The following is a 16,921-nucleotide window of genomic DNA, read 5'->3' on the forward strand; positions in this document are numbered from 1 at the left end:
GGTATGACCTCGGGCACCCGCAGCGCCTCGAGCTGTTGACTCGTGACGTGCCTCACAGGACGCTGCAGGCACACAGTCGACCGGGGAGGGACGACTCATGCGAAGAACCGCCACATTCGTCGCAGTACTGGCTGTCGTAGCCGGCGCGCTGGCCGCAGGACCGCCGGCCACCGCAGCACCGGGCCGGGGAGGTGAAGGCCTAGAGGTGTACGTCGGCAAGCTGAACGCCGAGCAACTCCAGAAGGTCGCCGACATCGGTGTCGACCGTTCGGACATCGCCGTCGACGGGTCCGGCCAGGCCGAGGTCGTGATGTCCGAGCGGCAGGCCGCCAAGCTCCGCACGGACGGCGTCCAGTTGAAGGTCAAGCAGGTCAACGGCCACGCGGCCTCCGACGAGGCCGCCAGGCTCGCCGCGGCCGGCCCGGCGGTGTTCCGCCAGTACTCCGGTCCCGGCGGGATCCTCGAGGAGCTGCAGCAGACCGCGGCAGCGCATCCGTTGCTGGCCAAGCAGGTCACCATCGGCGCCACCGTCCAGGGCAAGCCGATCGTCGCGGTCAAGGTGAGTCTGGGCGCACGCCTGCTCCCGGACGGCACCAGGCCGTCGGTGCTGTACTCCGGCACCCAGCACGCCCGCGAGTGGATCACGCCGGAGATGGTTCGGCGGCTGATGCATTACTACCTCGACGGCTACGGCCACGACCCGGAGATCACCAGGCTGGTCAACACGACCGAGCTGTGGTTCCTGCCGGTGGCCAACCCGGACGGCTACGACTACACGTTCACCGGCGACCGGCTGTGGCGGAAGAACCTCCGCGACAACAACGCCGACGGCGTGATCGCCCCCGGCGACGGCGTCGACCTGAACCGCAACCTGCCGACCAAGTGGGGGTACGACAACGAAGGCTCGTCCCCCGACCCGAGCAGCGACACCTACCGCGGGACCGGCCCGGCCTCGGAGCCGGAGGCGAAAGCCCTCGACCAGCTGATGAAGAAGGTCCGGTTCACCGAACTGGTCAACTACCACTCGGCCGCCCAGCTGCTGCTGTACGGCGTCGGCTGGCAGGTCAGCACGCCCTCGCCCGACGACGTGATCTCCGAGGCGATGGCCGGCGACGACGCGAACCCGGCGGTGCCCGGTTACGACCCCGACATCTCTGCCGAGCTGTACACCACCAACGGCGAGACCGACGACCACGCCGCGAACGCCTACGGCACGATGGCGTTCACGCCGGAGATGTCGACCTGCCAGAGCGCGTCCGCCGTCGATCCCGACGACCAGTGGCTGCCGGAGGACTGCGTCAGCGTCTTCAGCTTCCCCGACGACGAGAACCTGATCCAGGCCGAGTTCGCCAAGAACATCCCGTTCGCCCTGTCGGTCGCGAAGTCCGCCAAGGACCCCGATGACCCGGTCTCGGTGGTCGGCCGGAAGGCCGCGGATCTGGTCGCCGACCCGTTCCCGGTCTCGTACGGCACGACTCAGCCCGTCGCGGTGATCGCGAAGCGGGCGTTGAAGAACCTGCGGATCAACTACCGGATCAACGGCGGCGACCTGATCACCGACAAGACGTCGGAGTGGACGGGCGGTGAGCGCTACGGCAACACCAACAACCGCTACTACGCGGAGTTCCGCGGCACGGTCCGCCGTACCAAGCCCGGCGACTCGGTAGAGGTCTGGTTCAGCGGCAACAAGGCGGGCACCGGCGCGGTCGCCAGTCAGCACTTCACGTACAAGGTCGCGACCGACATCGGCGGCAAGGTGCTGATCCTGGCCGCCGAGGACACCACCGGCGCGAGCCCGGCGCAGGGCGTGACGACGGCGAAGTACGCCGGCAAGTACGCCGACGCGCTCACCGCTGCCGGAATCACCTCTGACGTGTACGACGTGGACGCCAACAACCGGACCGCGCCGCACCCGCTGGGTGTGCTCTCGCACTACAAGGCCGTCGTCTGGGAGACCGGCGACGACATCATCACGCGGAAGGTCGGCCAGCCTGCCGGTACGGCGGCCGAGCTGGCACTCGATCTGGAGCTGTCGGTTCGCGACTACCTGAACGAGGGCGGCAAGCTGCTGTACACGGGCAAGTACGCCGGGTACGCCGCCAACCAGGACGGCGCCTACTACTACAACCCGTTCCAGGAGCAGCAGGGCGAATGCACCACGCCGCAGGCGTACCCGTGCCTGCCGTTGCTGAACGACTTCGAGCAGTACTGGCTGGGCGCGTACACGTTCATCGACAACAGCGGCAGCAGTAACGGCGGCCCGGTTCCGATTCGCGGAACATCCGGCGCCTTCAACGGGTTCAGCGGGACCCTCAACGGTGGCGACTCGGCGAACAACCAGGACCACACGGGTGCCTTCGTGCTGACGTCGAGTGTGTTGCCGGTGGCGCAGTTCCCGCAGTTCGCGAGTTCGGCGCCGCTCAAGTGGGATCGGCCGGGCGGCGCGCCGTTCGATCCGTTCACCGGTTCGCAGTACGTCTACAGCCAGCAGGCGAACGTGAGCTACAAGCGGCTGACCCGGACCGTCGACCTCAACGGGTTCACGAGCGGCTCGATGTCGTTCAAGTTCTCCTACGACACCGAGGCCGACTGGGACTACGTCATGGTCGAGGCACACACGGTCGGCCAGGACGACTGGACCACGCTGCCGGACATGAACGGGCACACCACCCAGGACACCGGGCAGAGCTGCCCGGCCGGCTGGGTGACGCTGCATCCGTTCCTGGCCCACTACCAGGGCACCGACTGTTCACCGACCGGTAGCACCGGCTCCTGGAGTGCGTCCTCCGGATCCAGCGCGGGCTGGCAGGACTGGAAGATCGACCTGACGCCGTACGCCGGGCACCAGGTCGAGCTGTCGATCACCTATGTCAGCGACTGGGAGACGCAGGGCCTCGGTGCCTTCGTCGACGACGTCTCGATCACGAGGGACGCCAGTACGGAGCAGACTTCGTTCGAGACCGACCTCGGCGGCTGGACGGTGCCAGGTGCGCCGGCCGGCTTGGCCGCGAACCCGAACGACTGGATCCGCACCACGACAGCCTTCCAGGAGGGCGCCGGTACGACCACACCCGACACGGTCTACCTCGGGTTCGGCGCCGAAGGTTTGACGACACAGGCGATGCGCACCGACCTGGTCCGCCGGTCGATGACTCACTTGTTCACCACCTCGTAACTGGCAGGGCCCTGTCGACACCTGAAGGACACTTCAAATCCCTGCAGGTGTCGACAGGGCATCGACGCCGTGTCACGAGAGCGTCGCCCAGGGTTCATACGCGGTGAGGAACCTTCGAAGTGTGCGAATCGTGATGGTGGCCGAGACCTTCCTGCCGCAGATCAATGGCGTGGCGAACACGGCTCGCCATGTCGCCGACCGGCTGCGCGCCCGTGGGCACGCACTGCTGATCATCGCCCCCGGACCGGGGCCGGACGCGTACGGCGACGTACCCGTGATCCGCGCCCGCAGCTTCCGGACGCCCGGCTACAAGGAATACCCGGTCGGTCTGCCGGATCCGTCGATCGAGCGGGCGATGGCCGACTTCAAGCCGGACCTCGTGCACCTCGCCTCACCGTTCATCATCGGCGCGTACGGTCTACGCGCGGCCCGCAAGCTCGGGCTGCCGACCGTCGCGATCTTCCAGACCGACATCGCCGGCTTCGCCCGCCAGTACCCCTGGTACGCCGCCGCCGACCGCGGCATCTGGCGTTGGGTACGGCGGACGCACTCCCGCGCCGACCGCACGCTGGCGCCCTCGACCGCCTCCGTCGACGCGCTGGTGCAAGGCGGCGTACCGCGGGTGCATCTGTGGGGCCGCGGCGTGAACCTCGACCTGTTCGACCCCAAGCACCGCGACGAACAGTGGCGCCGGCAGATCTCCCCGGACGGCAAGCCGATCGTCGGGTACGTCGGCCGGCTGGCCGCGGAGAAGAAGGTTCGCCGGCTCGCCGAGCTGACCGAGCTGGACTGCCGGATCGTGATCGTCGGCGACGGGCCGGACCGCGCCTCGCTGGAGAATGCGTTGCCGACGGCAACGTTCCTCGGGATGCGCCGCGGCGTCGACCTGGCCTCGATCTTCGCCGGGCTGGACGTGTTCGTGCACACCGGCGAGCACGAGACGTTCTGCCAGACGATCCAGGAGGCTCAGGCCTCCGGCGTCGCCACCGTCGGCCCGGCCGCGGGCGGACCGCTCGACCTGATCCACCCGGGCGAGAACGGCCTGCTGTTCGAGCCGGGCAAGCCCGGATCGCTGCGTGACCAGGTGAAGATCATGCTCGACCACCCGCAGGCCCGCGGCCGGATGGCCGCCGCCGGACTGGCGCGCGTCCAGTCCCGGACCTGGACCGCGGTCGTCGACGACCTGGTCGACCGGCACTACGCCGAAGTACTGCGGGAAGCAGCGGCGATCCGGCGGGTCGCGTGATGGGGCTGCGGATCGCCCAGCTGGCGAACTTCGTCGGACCGACCTCCGGTGGCATGCGGACCGCGATCGAGCAGATCGGCCGGGGGTACGTCGAGGCCGGCGCCGAGCGGATCGTGATCACGCCGGGCGAGCGCGACGAGGTGGCCGAGACCGAGTTCGGCACGGTCGTCAGGGTGAAGGCGCCGAAGGTGAGCGGCGGGTACCGCCTCATCACCAACCCGTGGAACGTGATCGACGTACTGAAGAAGTTCGGGCCGACCACGGTCGAGATCTCGGACAAGTCGACACTGCTCCCGGTCGCGCGCTGGGCCCGCCGCAACGACATCGGCACGATTCTGTTCAGCCACGAACGCCTGGACGCGATGCTCGCGCTGGGTTCGGCCCGTCCCGGTCAGCTCGGCGGCCACGACGTACTGCGTCCCGGCCGGATGCTCGGTGAAGTCAGCCAGCGTACGAGCCGCTGGACCGGCGAGAGTGTCCAGCGCCGGGCCGAGGGGGTGAAGGCCAGCCAGCTGCACGTGGTCGCGACCGTCGCCGCGCTCTACCGGATCCTCAGCCGCACGTACGACGCCGTCGTGGTCACGTCCCGCTACGCGGCCGCGGAGTTCGACGAGGTGACGACGCCGCTGGTCCGGATCCCGCTCGGGGTCGACCTGGAGACCTTCCACCCGTCACGGGGCCTGCCGGTCGACGACGGCGTACTCAAGCTCGTGCACGCCGGCCGACTCTCCCGCGAGAAGAGCCCGCATCTTGCGGTCGCCACGGCGGTCGAACTGCACCGCCGCGGCGTGAAGCTGCAGATGGACGTGTACGGCACCGGCCCGCACCTCGACGAGCTCATCGAGATCGCGGGCGACGCGCCCGTCACCTTCCACGGGTACGTCGACGGCCGCCAAACCCTCGCCAAGCACCTCGCCGAGGCCGACATCGCCCTGTCCGTCTGCCCCGGCGAGACCTTCGGCCTGGCCGTCCTGGAGGCCCTCGCCGCCGGCACTCCGGTCGTCACCGCGAACACCGGCGGCGCCCGCGAACTAGTCGACGAAACCTGCGGCCGCTGGGAGGCAGCCAACCCTTCCGCCCTGGCCGACGCAGTCCTCGCACTGGCAAACGTCCCCGGCCGCCGCACAGCCGCCCGCCACCGCGCCGAACGCTACGAATGGCAGACCTGCGTCAACCGCATGCTCACCCTCCACCACCGCGTCGCCCACTCCCGCCTCGCCGCCTAGGTCAGGTGGTCGTAGTCGCCTCGGGTCCAGGCGGCGTGGCGGTCGGCGGAGCGGCGTACGACGGCTTTGGCGTCGGTGGGGATCGAGGCGCCGAAGTTGTTGTAGAGGCGGTCGTACTCGTAGGGGTCGAGGGAGCGGGCGACCCGGTCGACGACCGCGCCGGACAGCGGGATGCGGTTCGGGTAGCTGCGCATGAAGCTCACCGACGTGCGGTCGGGGTTCGCGAAGATCGTGTCGCCGGACAGGATCACACCCTTGCCCTCGGCACCGTTCTGCCAGTGCACGACCGCGCTGCCCGGGAAATGACCGCCTGGTTGGAGAACGGTCACTCCGGGTAGCGGCTTCAGCTCGCCCGACCAGGTCCGGATGACCGGGTCCTGGCGGGCGACCCACTCCTTGTCGGCCTCCGAGACGTACACCGGCACGTCGCCGAGGCGGTGGCTCCACTCGACCTGGACACCGTACATGTGCGGGTGGCTGGCGATGATCCCCACCACGTCGCCCAGCTCGCGGACCCGGCGTACGGCGTCGTCGTCGACGTACCCGATCGGGTCCCAGAGCAGGTTGCCCTCGTCGGTGACGACCAGCATCGACTGCTGCCCGATACCGATCGGCGGCTTCGAGCGGACGCCGTACAGGTTCGGCTCGACCTCTTCGATCGTCACCTCGGTCCCGGCCAGCTCCTCGAGCGTGGTCCAGTGCTGCCCGTCGGCGGGCACCCACTGCCGTTCGTCGGCACAGATCGCACACACGTCGACCTGCTCGGAATGCTCGACCGCACAGGTCGCACAGATCCAGAAACTCACTGTAGTTCTCCCCTTCGGTTCTGATGTGCCGTCAGCCAACGTGTTCAAGCGCGGTTGAGGTCAAGCTACGACGCGACCGAGATCACATCCACCGCGATCGATGTCACAGCTGTCAGGACATTTCACCGCAGCCCGCGGGTCTAGCATCGAGACGATTCGGCAAACTCGGGCGAGGAGGGTCTGGTGCCCAGCAAACCAGCCGGCACGCTGTACCGCGGCCGGGAGGGCATGTGGTCGTGGGTCGCGCATCGCATCACCGGTGTCGGGATCTTCTTCTTCCTGCTGGTGCACGTGCTCGACACCGCGCTGGTCCGGGTCTCGCCGCACGCGTACAACGAGGTCATCGGCACCTACAAGAACCCGGTCGTCGGCCTGCTCGAGGTCGGGCTGGTGGCCGCGATCCTGTTCCACGCCTTCAACGGCATCCGGCTGATCCTGATCGACTTCTGGGCCAAGGGCCCGCGCTACCAGCGCCAGTTGATGATCGGCGTCGGAGTGATCTGGGTCGTGCTGTTCGTCCCGTTCGTCATCCGCCATCTGACCCACGTGTTCGGAGGCTGAGATGACTGAGATTCCCGGGATCGCGGCACCGCGCAGCAGTTCGAAGGCCCGCTCGCTGAAGGGCGGCGGCCGGAACCACTCGGGCCAGACCAACTTCGAGCTGTACAGCTGGCTGTTCATGCGGCTGTCCGGGCTCGCGCTCGTCATCCTCGTGCTCGGACACCTGTTCGTGAACCTGATGCTCGGCGGCGGCATCACCGCGCTGGACTTCGGCTTCGTGGCCGGCAAGTGGGCCAACCCGCTCTGGCAGGTCTGGGACCTGCTGATGCTGTGGCTGGCGATGCTGCACGGCTCGAACGGCCTGCGCACGATCATCAACGACTACGCCGAGAAGGACCAGACCCGGTTCTGGCTGAAGGCCCTGCTGATCACGGCGGCGCTCGTGATCGTCGTCCTCGGCACCCTGGTGATCTTCACCTTCGACCCGTGCCTGGACCCCAACTCCACATTGTCTGTCTGTAAGTAAGGAAGTCATGCAGCAGCATCAGTACGACGTCATCATCGTCGGCGCGGGCGGTGCAGGGATGCGCGCGGCTCTCGAATCCAGCAAGCGCACGCGTACCGCCGTACTCACCAAGCTCTACCCGACCCGGTCGCACACCGGCGCGGCCCAGGGTGGCATGTGCGCCGCGCTGGCCAACGTCGAGGAGGACAACTGGGAGTGGCACACCTTCGACACGGTCAAGGGCGGTGACTTCCTGGTCGACCAGGACGCGGCCGAGGTGATGTGCCGCGAGGCCGTCGACGCGGTACTCGACCTGGAGAAGATGGGCCTGCCGTTCAACCGGACCGCCGAGGGCAAGATCGACCAACGGTTCTTCGGCGGCCACACCCGCAACCACGGTGAGGCCGTCGTACGGCGGTCGTGCTTCGCGGCGGACCGTACCGGTCACATGATCCTGCAGACGCTGTACCAGCAGTGCATCAAGCAGAACGTCGAATTCTTCAATGAGTACTACGTTCTCGACCTGCTGATGACCGACGGCAAGGCCAGCGGCGTGGTCGCGTACGAGCTGGCCACCGGCGAGCTGCACGTGTTCTCGGCCAAGTCCGTGATCTTCGCGTCCGGCGGTTTCGGCAAGGTCTTCCGGACGACGTCCAACGCGCACACGCTCACCGGCGACGGCATGGGCATCGTGTGGCGCAAGGGCCTGCCGCTGGAGGACATGGAGTTCTTCCAGTTCCACCCGACCGGCCTGGCGGGTCTCGGCGTACTGCTGTCGGAGGCAGCCCGCGGTGAGGGCGGCATCCTGCGCAACAAGGACAACGAACGCTTCATGGAGCGCTACGCGCCGACCGTGAAGGACCTGGCGCCGCGCGACATGGTCGCCCGCGCGATGGCGAACGAGGTACGCGAGGGCCGCGGCTGCGGTCCGGACGGCGCGTACGTGATGCTCGACCTGACCCACCTCGAGCCCGCGCACATCGACGCGAAGCTCCCGGACATCACCGAGTTCGCCCGGACGTACCTGGGCGTGGAGCCCTACACCGAGCAGATCCCGGTCTTCCCGACCGCGCACTACGCGATGGGCGGCATCCCGACCAACATCAAGGGCGAAGCGCTGGCCAACAACGACGACGTGATCCCGGGCCTGTACGCCGCCGGCGAGGTCGCGTGCGTCTCGGTGCACGGCGCCAACCGCCTCGGCACGAACTCGCTGCTCGACATCAACGTGTTCGGCCGGCGGGCCGGGATCGCCGCCGCGGAGTACGCCGAGACGGCCACCTTCGAGGAACTGCCGGACAACCCCGAGGCGTACGTCGTGGAGCTGGTCGAGGGCCTGCGCAATTCGACCGGCGAGGAGCGGATCGCGGCGATCCGGTCGGACCTGCAGGCCACGATGGACCTGAACGCGCAGGTGTACCGGACCGAGGGCTCGCTGAAGCAGGCGCTGGTCGACATCGAGGCGCTCAAGCTCCGGTTCGCGAACGTCGCGGTCCAGGACAAGGGCAAGCGCTTCAACACCGACCTGCTCGAGGCGGTCGAGCTCGGCTTCCTGATCGATCTGGCCGAGGTGCTGGTGGTGTCGGCGCTCGAGCGCAAGGAGTCCCGCGGCGGGCACTTCCGCGAGGACTACGCCACCCGCGACGACGTCAACTTCATGCGGCACACGATGGCGTACCGCGAGGTCGATGCCGACGGCAACGAGACGATCCGGCTCGACTACAAACCGGTCGTCCAGACCCGTTACAAGCCGATGGAGCGCAAGTACTGATGGACGTCAAGGTCAAGATCCTGCGGTACAACCCCGAGGTCGTCGACGAGGCCGAGTGGAAGACCTACTCCGTCACCCTGCAGCCGACCGACCGGGTGTTGGACGCGCTGCACAAGATCAAGTGGGAGCAGGACGGCACGCTGACGTTCCGCCGGTCCTGCGCGCACGGCGTCTGCGGCTCGGACGCGATGCGGATCAACGGCCGGAACCGGCTGGCCTGCAAGACGCTGATCAAGGACCTGAACCCGGACAAGGAGATCACCGTCGAGCCGATCAAGGGCCTGACGGTGCTCAAGGACCTGGTCGTCGACATGGACCCGTTCTTCGAGGCGTACCGCGCGGTGATGCCGTTCCTGGTCACCAGCGGTCATGAGCCGACGCGGGAGCGGATCCAGTCGCAGGCCGACCGCGACCGCTTCGACGACACCACCAAGTGCATCCTGTGTGCCGCCTGTACGACGTCCTGCCCGGTCTTCTGGTCCGACGGGCAGTACTTCGGCCCGCAGGCGATCGTCGGCGCGCACCGGTTCATCTTCGACAGCCGCGACGAGGGCACCGAGCAGCGGCTGGAGATCCTGAACGACAAGGAGGGCGTCTGGCGCTGCCGGACCACCTTCAACTGCACCGACGCCTGCCCGCGCGGCATCGAGGTCACCAAGGCGATCCAGGAAGTGAAGCGCGCACTCATCTTCCGTCGGGTGTGATCGGGCTGCGCCCGCCGTCCCTTAAACTTCATCCCGGCCAATTCGTGTGCCACGCAGCCTCTGCCCTCGCGAGGACAGGGGCTGCTCGTCAGCCCGGGGGGTGAGTGTGCAGCGCGTCCGTGAGTTCCTCGACCGCTACTACCCCCGACTGGTGGAGCTGCTGGAGCGCTGCGGCATGCCGCGGAGCAAGCCGCCGCTGCTCGTGCTCGGCGTACTGGCCGCCACGGCGTCGGTCGTCATTACGGCCGTGCTCTGGGTCTCGCACCGGGTCGACGCCGACTCGGGGCCGGTCGCGATCGAGCCCGCGGCCGCCGGGCGGTCCGGGACCGCCGTGGTGAACGCCGAGCGGGCGCAGGTGCTGTCGATGACGATGGTGACGCGGAACCGCTGGGCGGCCGGCTGGTCCGACTGCACGAGCGGCCCGAACTGCCGGTACGCCGCAGTACTCGATCGCGACGGCGCCCGCGCGACCTCGCCGGAGTGGCCGGTCCCGTACGCGACACTGGCGTCGGGCGACGAGGCGATCGCGGTCGCCCCGCCGCGCGAGGGCACGCTCACCGGGGACACCACGATGATGTTCCGGATGACGTACGACGGCCCGGTGCTGACCCGGCTACGGTACAGGCTGTCCACGTCGACGTTCGGGCCCGGCGAGATCCTGACCGACCAGGTCGTGCCGGGCCGGATCGTGGTGGTGAACCCCAAGGAGTCGTCGGTCCGGATGCTCGACACCCGCGGCAGCCGGTCGCCGGTCTGCGACACGACCGGGCGGTGCTGGGTGCTGAGCGGGATCGGGCGGACCGACATCCTGTGGACCGACGACGGCGGGAAGACCTGGCAATCGCAGGCGCTCGACAGCCACAACCAGCTCGGGAAGCTCGCGGTCAGCCCGGACGGCCAGACCGTGGTGACGACCTCGGTCATCGTCGGCGACACAGGGCAGGCGGTCGCGAAGATGCGCATCTCGCATGACCGCGGGGCGACCTGGACGCTCGTGCAGCACCCGCCGCAGAGCCTGAACACGCCGCCGCTCGCGTTCGACGACGGTACGGCGATGATGCTCGGCGGCCGGCCGAACGACCGGCCGCGGCTGTACCGGGTGCGGGACGGGGCGGCCGACCTTGATCGCGGCTACCCGGGTGATCTCGCCGATCTCGCCGGGGACGAGCACTTGATGTACGGCTTCGAGGTGCCGAAGCGGCGTACGACGGAGGTCGTCCTGAGCACCGACGAGGGCGCCACCTGGACGAAGTTCGCGCCCCGCTGACGCCCTGTACGCCGGAGCTCAGTGGTGCATGGCGGCGCCCTTGAGCACCTTGTCGACCGCGTTCTTCGGCCCGTAGCACGCGATCCCGACCAGGTCGAGGTCCGCGGTCGACACCGCCTTCACCGCCGCGCGATTGTCGCGGTCGTTGCCGGTAGCAAACAAGTCCTGGGTGAAGACGGCGTGCTCGATCTCACGGCGCAGCGCACGCTCGTGGGCCGTCGCCATGAACTCCTTGCTGCCCTCGAACACCAGCACCGGCTGCCGGAACATCGGCAGGTACATCGTCGCGTCCGCATCCTCGTACGGCTCGCCCACGACCTCCGGGTGCGTCGCCGCGATCCCGCTGACCAGGAACGCGGTCACGTTCAACCGCTGCCACACCGCCAGATCGTCGCGCAGCAGTACGGCGATCTTCGTATCGAATCTGATCGGCTCATCCACAGCACCGATCCTCACCCGCGACCCCGACCACGGTCTTGTACGTTTTAAGCCTCTCCGACCTTCGTCAGCAGCTCGTACAACGTCGACCGCTCGGCCGCACTCAACGAGCTGAGCGACTCGGTGAGGACAGCCTCGAGGATCTTGGCGCCGGCCTTGCGGATCCGCTCGCCCTCGGGGGTCAACACGTGGCGTACGGCGCGACCGCGGCCGTCGACCCGCTCGATCAGCCCGCGGGCAATCATCCGGGTGGCCAGCGAGCCCATCGACTGATCGGTCTGGAACGTGCGCTGGGCGAGGTCGTGGAGCGAAGCATCCGGAGCCTCGTGCAGCCGGCGCAGCACGTCCCACTGCGGCAGCGAGACGCCGAGCCCGGCCAGCCGCTTGCTCGCCTCGCTGTGATGACGCCACTGCAACCGCTTGACCGCGATCCCGATGTCCTGCACGGAAGGCTCCACGGCGAACACAATAGCAGGTTGTTTATATAAGGAAACTGATCTAAGGTTCCTTATATGCAGACCTTCGAGGAGCACGGCAGCGGCCGACCTGTCCTGTTACTTCACGGTGGTGGCGGCCCGCAGACCGTCGCGCCCTTCGGCGTACGCATGGCGGCCGAGCTGCCCGCCCACGTCGTCGTACCCACCCACCCCGGCTTCGGCGGGACCCCGCGCCCCGAGGACCTCACCACGATCGCCGGCCTCGCCACGTCGTACGCCGACCTGCTCGACGGGCTCGATCTCGAGGACGTGCTGGTGATCGGCAACTCGATCGGCGGCTGGATCGCGGCCGAGCTCGCTCTCCTCAACTCGCCCCGAGTCACGTCGCTGGTGATCGTCGACGGCGTCGGCCTGCAGGTTCCCGGCCATCCGGTCGCGGACTTCTTCTCGCTGACGTTCCCCGAGTTGGCCGACCTCAGCTACTTCAACCCCGATGCGTTCCGCATCGACCCGACCCAGCTCCCACCTGCCGCCCAGGCGCAACTAGCCGGCAACAGAGCCGCCCTGGCCGTCTACGCCGCCACGATGGAAGACCCGACCCTCCAGACCCGGCTGGCCGCGATCACCGTCCCCACCACGGTCATCTGGGGTGACAGCGACCGCATCGCCGACCCCGTCTACGGTCGCGCGTATGCCGATGCCATCCCCGGCGCCGGCTTCGAACTCCTCGAGAACACCGGTCACCTCCCCCAACTGGAAAGCCCCGACCTCCTCCTGAAGGTCATCAGCAGTACGGCGGGTTCGAGGTGACGGCTGTGCAGACGCGCAGGAACAGGTTGAAGAGGCGGTAGACCTGGAGCATGTCGCCTTCGACGGTCACCGTGCGATCGTCCTGCCGGTCGACGCCGGGGATCGCCGCGAGATGCAGGGCGACGGAGGCCGACTGCCAGCGGACGGTCAGGCGGTGGGGACCGCGCTCGGCCGGCGGCGTGGTCAGGTTGGCCAACGCATCGGTCGTGCTGGCCTCGATGGACTGGCGAGCCTCGGCGACCGGGACCAACTGGGCCGCGAACCGGTCCTTCGCGAACTTGACCGGGACAGTGGCGACCGCGGGGTCCCAGGACTTCGTCTCGTCGCAGGCAGCGTCGTCGCCGGTCACGAGGGCCACAGATACGCCGTACGCCGCTGCCGCCGCGTGGAGCAGACCGATCTCGCCGGTGGGGCGGTCATCGAGCCAGATGTCCTCGATTTCGTGGCCCATGAAGCTGTGGCTCAGTACGCCGAGCACGCCGGCGCGGGCGTGGAAGCCGATGCACAGCACCGCGTCGTACTCCGGAGACAGGCCTTCGATCATCCCCATCGGCTTCGGCCGCCCCTTGATCAGGCGGGCCCGCGGGTCGAGGAGGTCGGGGAGGAGATTGCGCATCGGACCGTGCGCGTCGTTGACCAGTACGGCGGTCGCGCCGGCGGCGTAGGCACCGCGGATCGCGGCGTTCACGTCCTCCGTCATCATCACCCGGCTGCGCTCGTAGTCGCGCCCCGGCGGCTGGACGTCCTCCGCGTCGACCAGTCCGGTGATGCCTTCCATGTCCGCGCTCACGTATACCTTCACGCCCTGCAGCGTATGTTCTGACTATGAGCAGCGGCGCCGAGGTCCGGGCGTGGCGGCCCGGACTGACCGGGGTCGTCGAGGTGTTGCACGCCCATTTCCCGTCGCATGCCTACCCGACGCACACCCACGACGCGTGGACCGTGCTGATCGTCGACGAGGGCGCGGTCCGGTACGACCTGGACCACCGCGAGCACGGCCTGGCCCAGGCGCAGGTCTCGCTGCTGCCACCGCACGTGCCGCACGACGGCCGGTCGGTCCTGCCCCAGGGGTTCCGGAAGCGGGTGCTGTACCTGGCGCCTGACCGGCTCGGCGGCGACCATCTGATCGGCGCGGCCGTCGATCAGCCGGAGTACGTCGACCCGCTTCTCAGACACCGGATCCACCAGCTGCATCGAGTGCTCCGTGACGGCCAGGAGGATCTGGAAGCGCAGAGCCGTCTGACGTTGATCGAAGAACGGCTCTCACAGCACCTACGTCGTACCGTGGTCGCGCCGTCGGATCGCTACGACTCCGGCGTGGCCGTGAAGCTGCGTGAACTGCTGGACTCGAAGGTGACCGACGGGATCACGCTCGCCGGGAGCACACATGTGCTTTTCGGCGCCCGACGTCAGTCCAGCAATGCGACTGAGGTCAGAACCGTGGTGCCCAGGGTGATGGCCTCTTCGGAGGGGGAGAAGCCGGGGGTGTGGAGGTCGGCGGCGGTCTCCGCGGATGGGTGGCGGACGCCCAGGCGGGCCATGGCGCCGGGGATGTGTTCGAGGTACCAGCCGAAGTCCTCGCCGCCGAGGCTCTGGTCCGTGGGTGCGATCGCGCTGGAGCCGAGGGTCTGGTGTACGGCGTTCTGGATGATCCCGATCGCGGTCGCGTCGTTCATGACCGGTGGTACGCCGTGGGTGACCTCCGTGTCGACCTGCACGCCGTACGGGCGGACGATCTGCTCGGCCAGCGAAGGGATCAGCTCCTCGGCCAACCGCCAGGCGTTGACGTCGAGACAGCGCAGCGTTCCCTCAGCTTCGCCGCGCGATGGGATCGCGTTGGCGGCCGAGCCCGACGTGATGCGCCCCCAGACCAGCGACATGCCGGCGCGCGGATCGACCCGACGGGAGAGCGCGGCGGGGAGCTCGGACACCAGGGTCGCGATCGCGTAGACGAGGTCCGCAGTCAGATGCGGCCGCGACGTGTGACCGCCCGGCCCGGTCAGCCGGACCAGGATCCGGTCGGCAGCAGCGGTCAGCGCACCCACCCGCAGGCCGACCTGACCAACTTGCAGCCGCGGGTCGCAGTGCAGCCCATAAATACGGCGGACCCCGTCGAGTCCGCCGGCTGCGATGACGCCGAGCGCTCCGCCCGGCATCACTTCCTCCGCAGGCTGGAAGATGACCCGCACCCGCCGGTCCAACTGCCCGTCGCGGGCCATTCCGGCCAGAACCAGCGTCGCACCCAACAGCGCAGCCGTGTGTACGTCGTGACCGCACGCGTGAGCCACGCCGTCGATCGTCGACCGCCACGGCGTGTCCACGCCGTCGGACACCGGCAGCGCGTCGATGTCCGACCGCAGCGCGACGCACGAGTCGCCGGCTCCGATGTCGCAGATCAGGCCGGTCCCGGTCGGCAGCACGCGCGGGGACAGCCCCGCCTCGACCAGCCGCTTCTCGAGGATCTCGGTCGTGCGGACCTCGTGCCACCCGAGTTCGGGGTGGGTGTGCAGGTCCCGGCGTACGTCGACCATCTCCTCGCGCACCGCCTCGACCCGGGCGAGCACGTCCGCGACCAGCAACTGATGACTCATCCCGCGATTGTGCACCAGAGCCGGTACAAAGACCCATCGGGCCGACCACGCACCGTGAGAGCCGCCACGGAGCGTGCACACCGTGACGCGGGTGGCGCAGCCGGTGACCATACCGGAGAAGTTGTCGAAATGTGACGAGAATGCCGGTCACTTTCCGGTATCGAGGTCTGCGCAACGTTCAAAGAATGACGGGGCGCGCCCTATAGTCTGCGGATGCGGCACGTGGGGGAAGGCGTGCCGGGCAAAGGTATCTGGTCGACGAAGGAGACGTCCGGTGAAGAAGTACGTGCGGGGAACGGCGATCGTGGGCGTGCTGACGCTCGCCGTTGCCGCGTGTGGCAGCAAGCCGACCGACAGCAGCTCTGGCGGCAGCGCCAACAAGGACTTCAAGGCCTGCATGGTCTCCGACTCGGGGGGTTTCGACGACAAGTCGTTCAACCAGACCTCGTACAAGGGCCTGCAGGACGCCGTGAAGGAGAAGGGCCTGACCGAGGTCAAGGCCGAGTCGAAGTCTGACAACGACTACACGACCAACATGACCGCGATGGTCAGCGCAAAGTGCAATGTCATCGTCGCCGTCGGCTTCAAGCTCGAGGACGCCACCGAGGCGGCCGCCAAGGCGAACCCGAACATCAAGTTCGCGATCGTCGACTCCGCGCCGAAGGCGCCCATCGCGAACCTGAAGCCGCTGCTGTTCAACACCGCGCAGTCCAGCTTCCAGGCCGGTTACCTGGCCGCCGCGATGACGAAGTCCGGCAAGGTCGGCACGTTCGGCGGTCTGCAGATCCCGACCGTGACCATCTTCATGGACGGCTTCGCCCAGGGCGTGCGGTACTACAACACGCAGAAGAGCAAGAACGTCCAGGTGCTCGGCTGGGACGACCAGAAGCAGAAGGGCCTGTTCACCGGCGACTTCGAGGACAAGGCCAAGGGGCAGAACAACGCGCAGAACCTGATCACCCAGGGCGCGGACATCCTGTTCCCGGTCGCCGGCCCGTCGGGTCTGGGCGGTCTGCAGGCGGCCAAGGCCAGCAACGGCAAGGTCAACGCGATCTGGGTCGACACCGACGGCTGCATCAGCGCCGAGGAGTACTGCTCGGTGCTGATGAGCAGCGTCGAGAAGGGTATGGACGTCGCCGTGAAGGACGCGGTGATCTCGGTCGTCGACAACAAGTTCGACAACACCCAGTTCACCGGCACCCTGCAGAACGGTGGTACGGCGATCGCGCCGTTCCACGACTTCGACAGCAAGGTCCCGGCGGACGTGAAGTCCGAGCTGGACACGATCAAGGCCGACATCATCAGCGGCAAGATCACGATCGAGTCGAAGGTTCAGCCGAAGGCGTCCTGATCGATCACGCAGTTGCGTAGTACGGTGCGAGCCAGGAAGGCAGCGGACCCACCGGTCCAGCCCTCCTGGCTCGCGGTATGAAGAGCCTGGCTC

General features: G+C 68.1%; 15 protein-coding genes and 1 pseudogene. 11 read left to right on the forward strand and 5 right to left on the reverse strand.

Features of this window, described 5'->3' with window-relative positions; translation table 11 throughout:
• Window positions 1-97: 97 nt before the first annotated feature.
• From AB0J62_RS17055 to AB0J62_RS17065, 3 genes are all read left to right on the forward strand, one after another.
• A complete protein-coding gene (locus AB0J62_RS17055; protein WP_363870987.1) occupies window positions 98-3,175 on the forward strand; it encodes a M14 family zinc carboxypeptidase in 3,078 nt (1,025 codons plus the stop codon).
• Between the two features lie 121 nt (window positions 3,176-3,296).
• Window positions 3,297-4,421, forward strand: a complete 1,125-nt coding sequence (locus AB0J62_RS17060) for a glycosyltransferase family 1 protein (RefSeq protein ID WP_363870990.1) — start codon at window positions 3,297-3,299, stop codon at window positions 4,419-4,421.
• Window positions 4,421-5,647 (forward strand): glycosyltransferase, encoded by a 1,227-nt coding sequence (locus tag AB0J62_RS17065; protein ID WP_363870993.1) that lies wholly within the window; start codon window positions 4,421-4,423, stop codon window positions 5,645-5,647. The genes AB0J62_RS17060 and AB0J62_RS17065 overlap by 1 nt, the downstream gene beginning before the upstream one ends.
• Here the strand turns inward: AB0J62_RS17065 and AB0J62_RS17070 are convergent.
• Window positions 5,644-6,453 carry an MBL fold metallo-hydrolase gene (locus tag AB0J62_RS17070; protein ID WP_363870996.1) on the reverse strand — a complete coding sequence of 270 codons (810 nt, stop codon included), beginning with the start codon at window positions 6,451-6,453 and terminating at the stop codon, window positions 5,644-5,646. The genes AB0J62_RS17065 and AB0J62_RS17070 overlap by 4 nt on opposite strands.
• Window positions 6,454-6,636: 183 nt before the next feature.
• On the opposite strand from AB0J62_RS17070, the gene sdhC reads away from it, so the two are divergent.
• From sdhC to AB0J62_RS17095, 5 genes are all read left to right on the forward strand, one after another.
• On the forward strand, window positions 6,637-7,014 hold the full coding sequence (gene sdhC, locus AB0J62_RS17075) for a succinate dehydrogenase, cytochrome b556 subunit (RefSeq protein ID WP_134105324.1): 378 nt from the start codon (window positions 6,637-6,639) through the stop codon (window positions 7,012-7,014).
• A 1-nt stretch (window position 7,015) separates the two neighbouring features.
• Complete coding sequence (locus AB0J62_RS17080; RefSeq protein ID WP_363871000.1) at window positions 7,016-7,480, forward strand: succinate dehydrogenase hydrophobic membrane anchor subunit; 465 nt, start codon at window positions 7,016-7,018, stop codon at window positions 7,478-7,480.
• A 7-nt stretch (window positions 7,481-7,487) separates the two neighbouring features.
• Complete coding sequence (gene sdhA / locus AB0J62_RS17085; RefSeq protein ID WP_363871003.1) at window positions 7,488-9,230, forward strand: succinate dehydrogenase flavoprotein subunit; 1,743 nt, start codon at window positions 7,488-7,490, stop codon at window positions 9,228-9,230.
• The gene (locus tag AB0J62_RS17090) at window positions 9,230-9,934 is read left to right on the forward strand and encodes a succinate dehydrogenase iron-sulfur subunit (RefSeq protein ID WP_134105327.1); all 705 of its coding nucleotides are present in this window, start codon (window positions 9,230-9,232) and stop codon (window positions 9,932-9,934) included. Before sdhA ends, AB0J62_RS17090 begins: the two co-directional genes overlap by 1 nt.
• A 106-nt stretch (window positions 9,935-10,040) precedes the next feature.
• On the forward strand, window positions 10,041-11,201 hold the full coding sequence (locus AB0J62_RS17095) for a sialidase family protein (RefSeq protein ID WP_363871007.1): 1,161 nt from the start codon (window positions 10,041-10,043) through the stop codon (window positions 11,199-11,201).
• Between the two features lie 18 nt (window positions 11,202-11,219).
• Here AB0J62_RS17095 and AB0J62_RS17100 read toward each other — a convergent pair whose 3' ends face one another.
• Both AB0J62_RS17100 and AB0J62_RS17105 read right to left on the reverse strand, forming a co-directional pair.
• Window positions 11,220-11,642, reverse strand: a complete 423-nt coding sequence (locus AB0J62_RS17100) for a DUF2000 domain-containing protein (RefSeq protein WP_363871010.1) — start codon at window positions 11,640-11,642, stop codon at window positions 11,220-11,222.
• A 44-nt stretch (window positions 11,643-11,686) separates the two neighbouring features.
• Window positions 11,687-12,097, reverse strand: coding sequence for a MarR family transcriptional regulator (locus AB0J62_RS17105; protein ID WP_363871013.1), 411 nt, complete (start codon window positions 12,095-12,097; stop codon window positions 11,687-11,689).
• A gap of 54 nt (window positions 12,098-12,151) precedes the next feature.
• Between AB0J62_RS17105 and AB0J62_RS17110 the strand changes: the two genes are divergently transcribed.
• A complete protein-coding gene (locus tag AB0J62_RS17110; protein ID WP_363871016.1) occupies window positions 12,152-12,886 on the forward strand; it encodes an alpha/beta hydrolase in 735 nt (244 codons plus the stop codon).
• Here the strand turns inward: AB0J62_RS17110 and AB0J62_RS17115 are convergent.
• Window positions 12,861-13,688, reverse strand: coding sequence for a M55 family metallopeptidase (locus tag AB0J62_RS17115; protein ID WP_363871019.1), 828 nt, complete (start codon window positions 13,686-13,688; stop codon window positions 12,861-12,863). The genes AB0J62_RS17110 and AB0J62_RS17115 overlap by 26 nt on opposite strands.
• A 23-nt stretch (window positions 13,689-13,711) precedes the next feature.
• On the opposite strand from AB0J62_RS17115, the pseudogene AB0J62_RS17120 reads away from it, so the two are divergent.
• Window positions 13,712-14,071, forward strand: a pseudogene (locus tag AB0J62_RS17120) (AraC family ligand binding domain-containing protein); the annotation flags it as partial.
• Window positions 14,072-14,295: 224 nt separating this feature from the next.
• Here AB0J62_RS17120 and AB0J62_RS17125 read toward each other — a convergent pair.
• A complete protein-coding gene (locus tag AB0J62_RS17125; protein ID WP_363871022.1) occupies window positions 14,296-15,477 on the reverse strand; it encodes an amidohydrolase in 1,182 nt (393 codons plus the stop codon).
• A gap of 274 nt (window positions 15,478-15,751) precedes the next feature.
• On the opposite strand from AB0J62_RS17125, the gene AB0J62_RS17130 reads away from it, so the two are divergent.
• Window positions 15,752-16,828, forward strand: coding sequence for a BMP family ABC transporter substrate-binding protein (locus tag AB0J62_RS17130; protein ID WP_363871025.1), 1,077 nt, complete (start codon window positions 15,752-15,754; stop codon window positions 16,826-16,828).
• The last annotated feature ends 93 nt before the right edge of the window (window positions 16,829-16,921 follow it).

The sequence above is a fragment of the Kribbella sp. NPDC049584 genome, from assembly GCF_040675555.1.
Classification (GTDB): domain Bacteria; phylum Actinomycetota; class Actinomycetes; order Propionibacteriales; family Kribbellaceae; genus Kribbella.

What these genes read in the sequence shown, in the direction of transcription:
- AB0J62_RS17055 (WP_363870987.1), top strand. Translation starts at nt 98, where the DNA reads ATGCGAAGAACCGCCACATTCGTCGCAGTACTGGCTGTCGTAGCCGGC.
- AB0J62_RS17065 (WP_363870993.1), top strand. Translation starts at nt 4,421, where the DNA reads ATGGGGCTGCGGATCGCCCAGCTGGCGAACTTCGTCGGACCGACCTCC.
- AB0J62_RS17080 (WP_363871000.1), top strand. Translation starts at nt 7,016, where the DNA reads ATGACTGAGATTCCCGGGATCGCGGCACCGCGCAGCAGTTCGAAGGCC.
- sdhA (WP_363871003.1), top strand. Translation starts at nt 7,488, where the DNA reads ATGCAGCAGCATCAGTACGACGTCATCATCGTCGGCGCGGGCGGTGCA.
- AB0J62_RS17090 (WP_134105327.1), top strand. Translation starts at nt 9,230, where the DNA reads ATGGACGTCAAGGTCAAGATCCTGCGGTACAACCCCGAGGTCGTCGAC.
- AB0J62_RS17110 (WP_363871016.1), top strand. Translation starts at nt 12,152, where the DNA reads ATGCAGACCTTCGAGGAGCACGGCAGCGGCCGACCTGTCCTGTTACTT.
- AB0J62_RS17125 (WP_363871022.1), bottom strand. Translation starts at nt 15,477, where the DNA reads ATGAGTCATCAGTTGCTGGTCGCGGACGTGCTCGCCCGGGTCGAGGCG.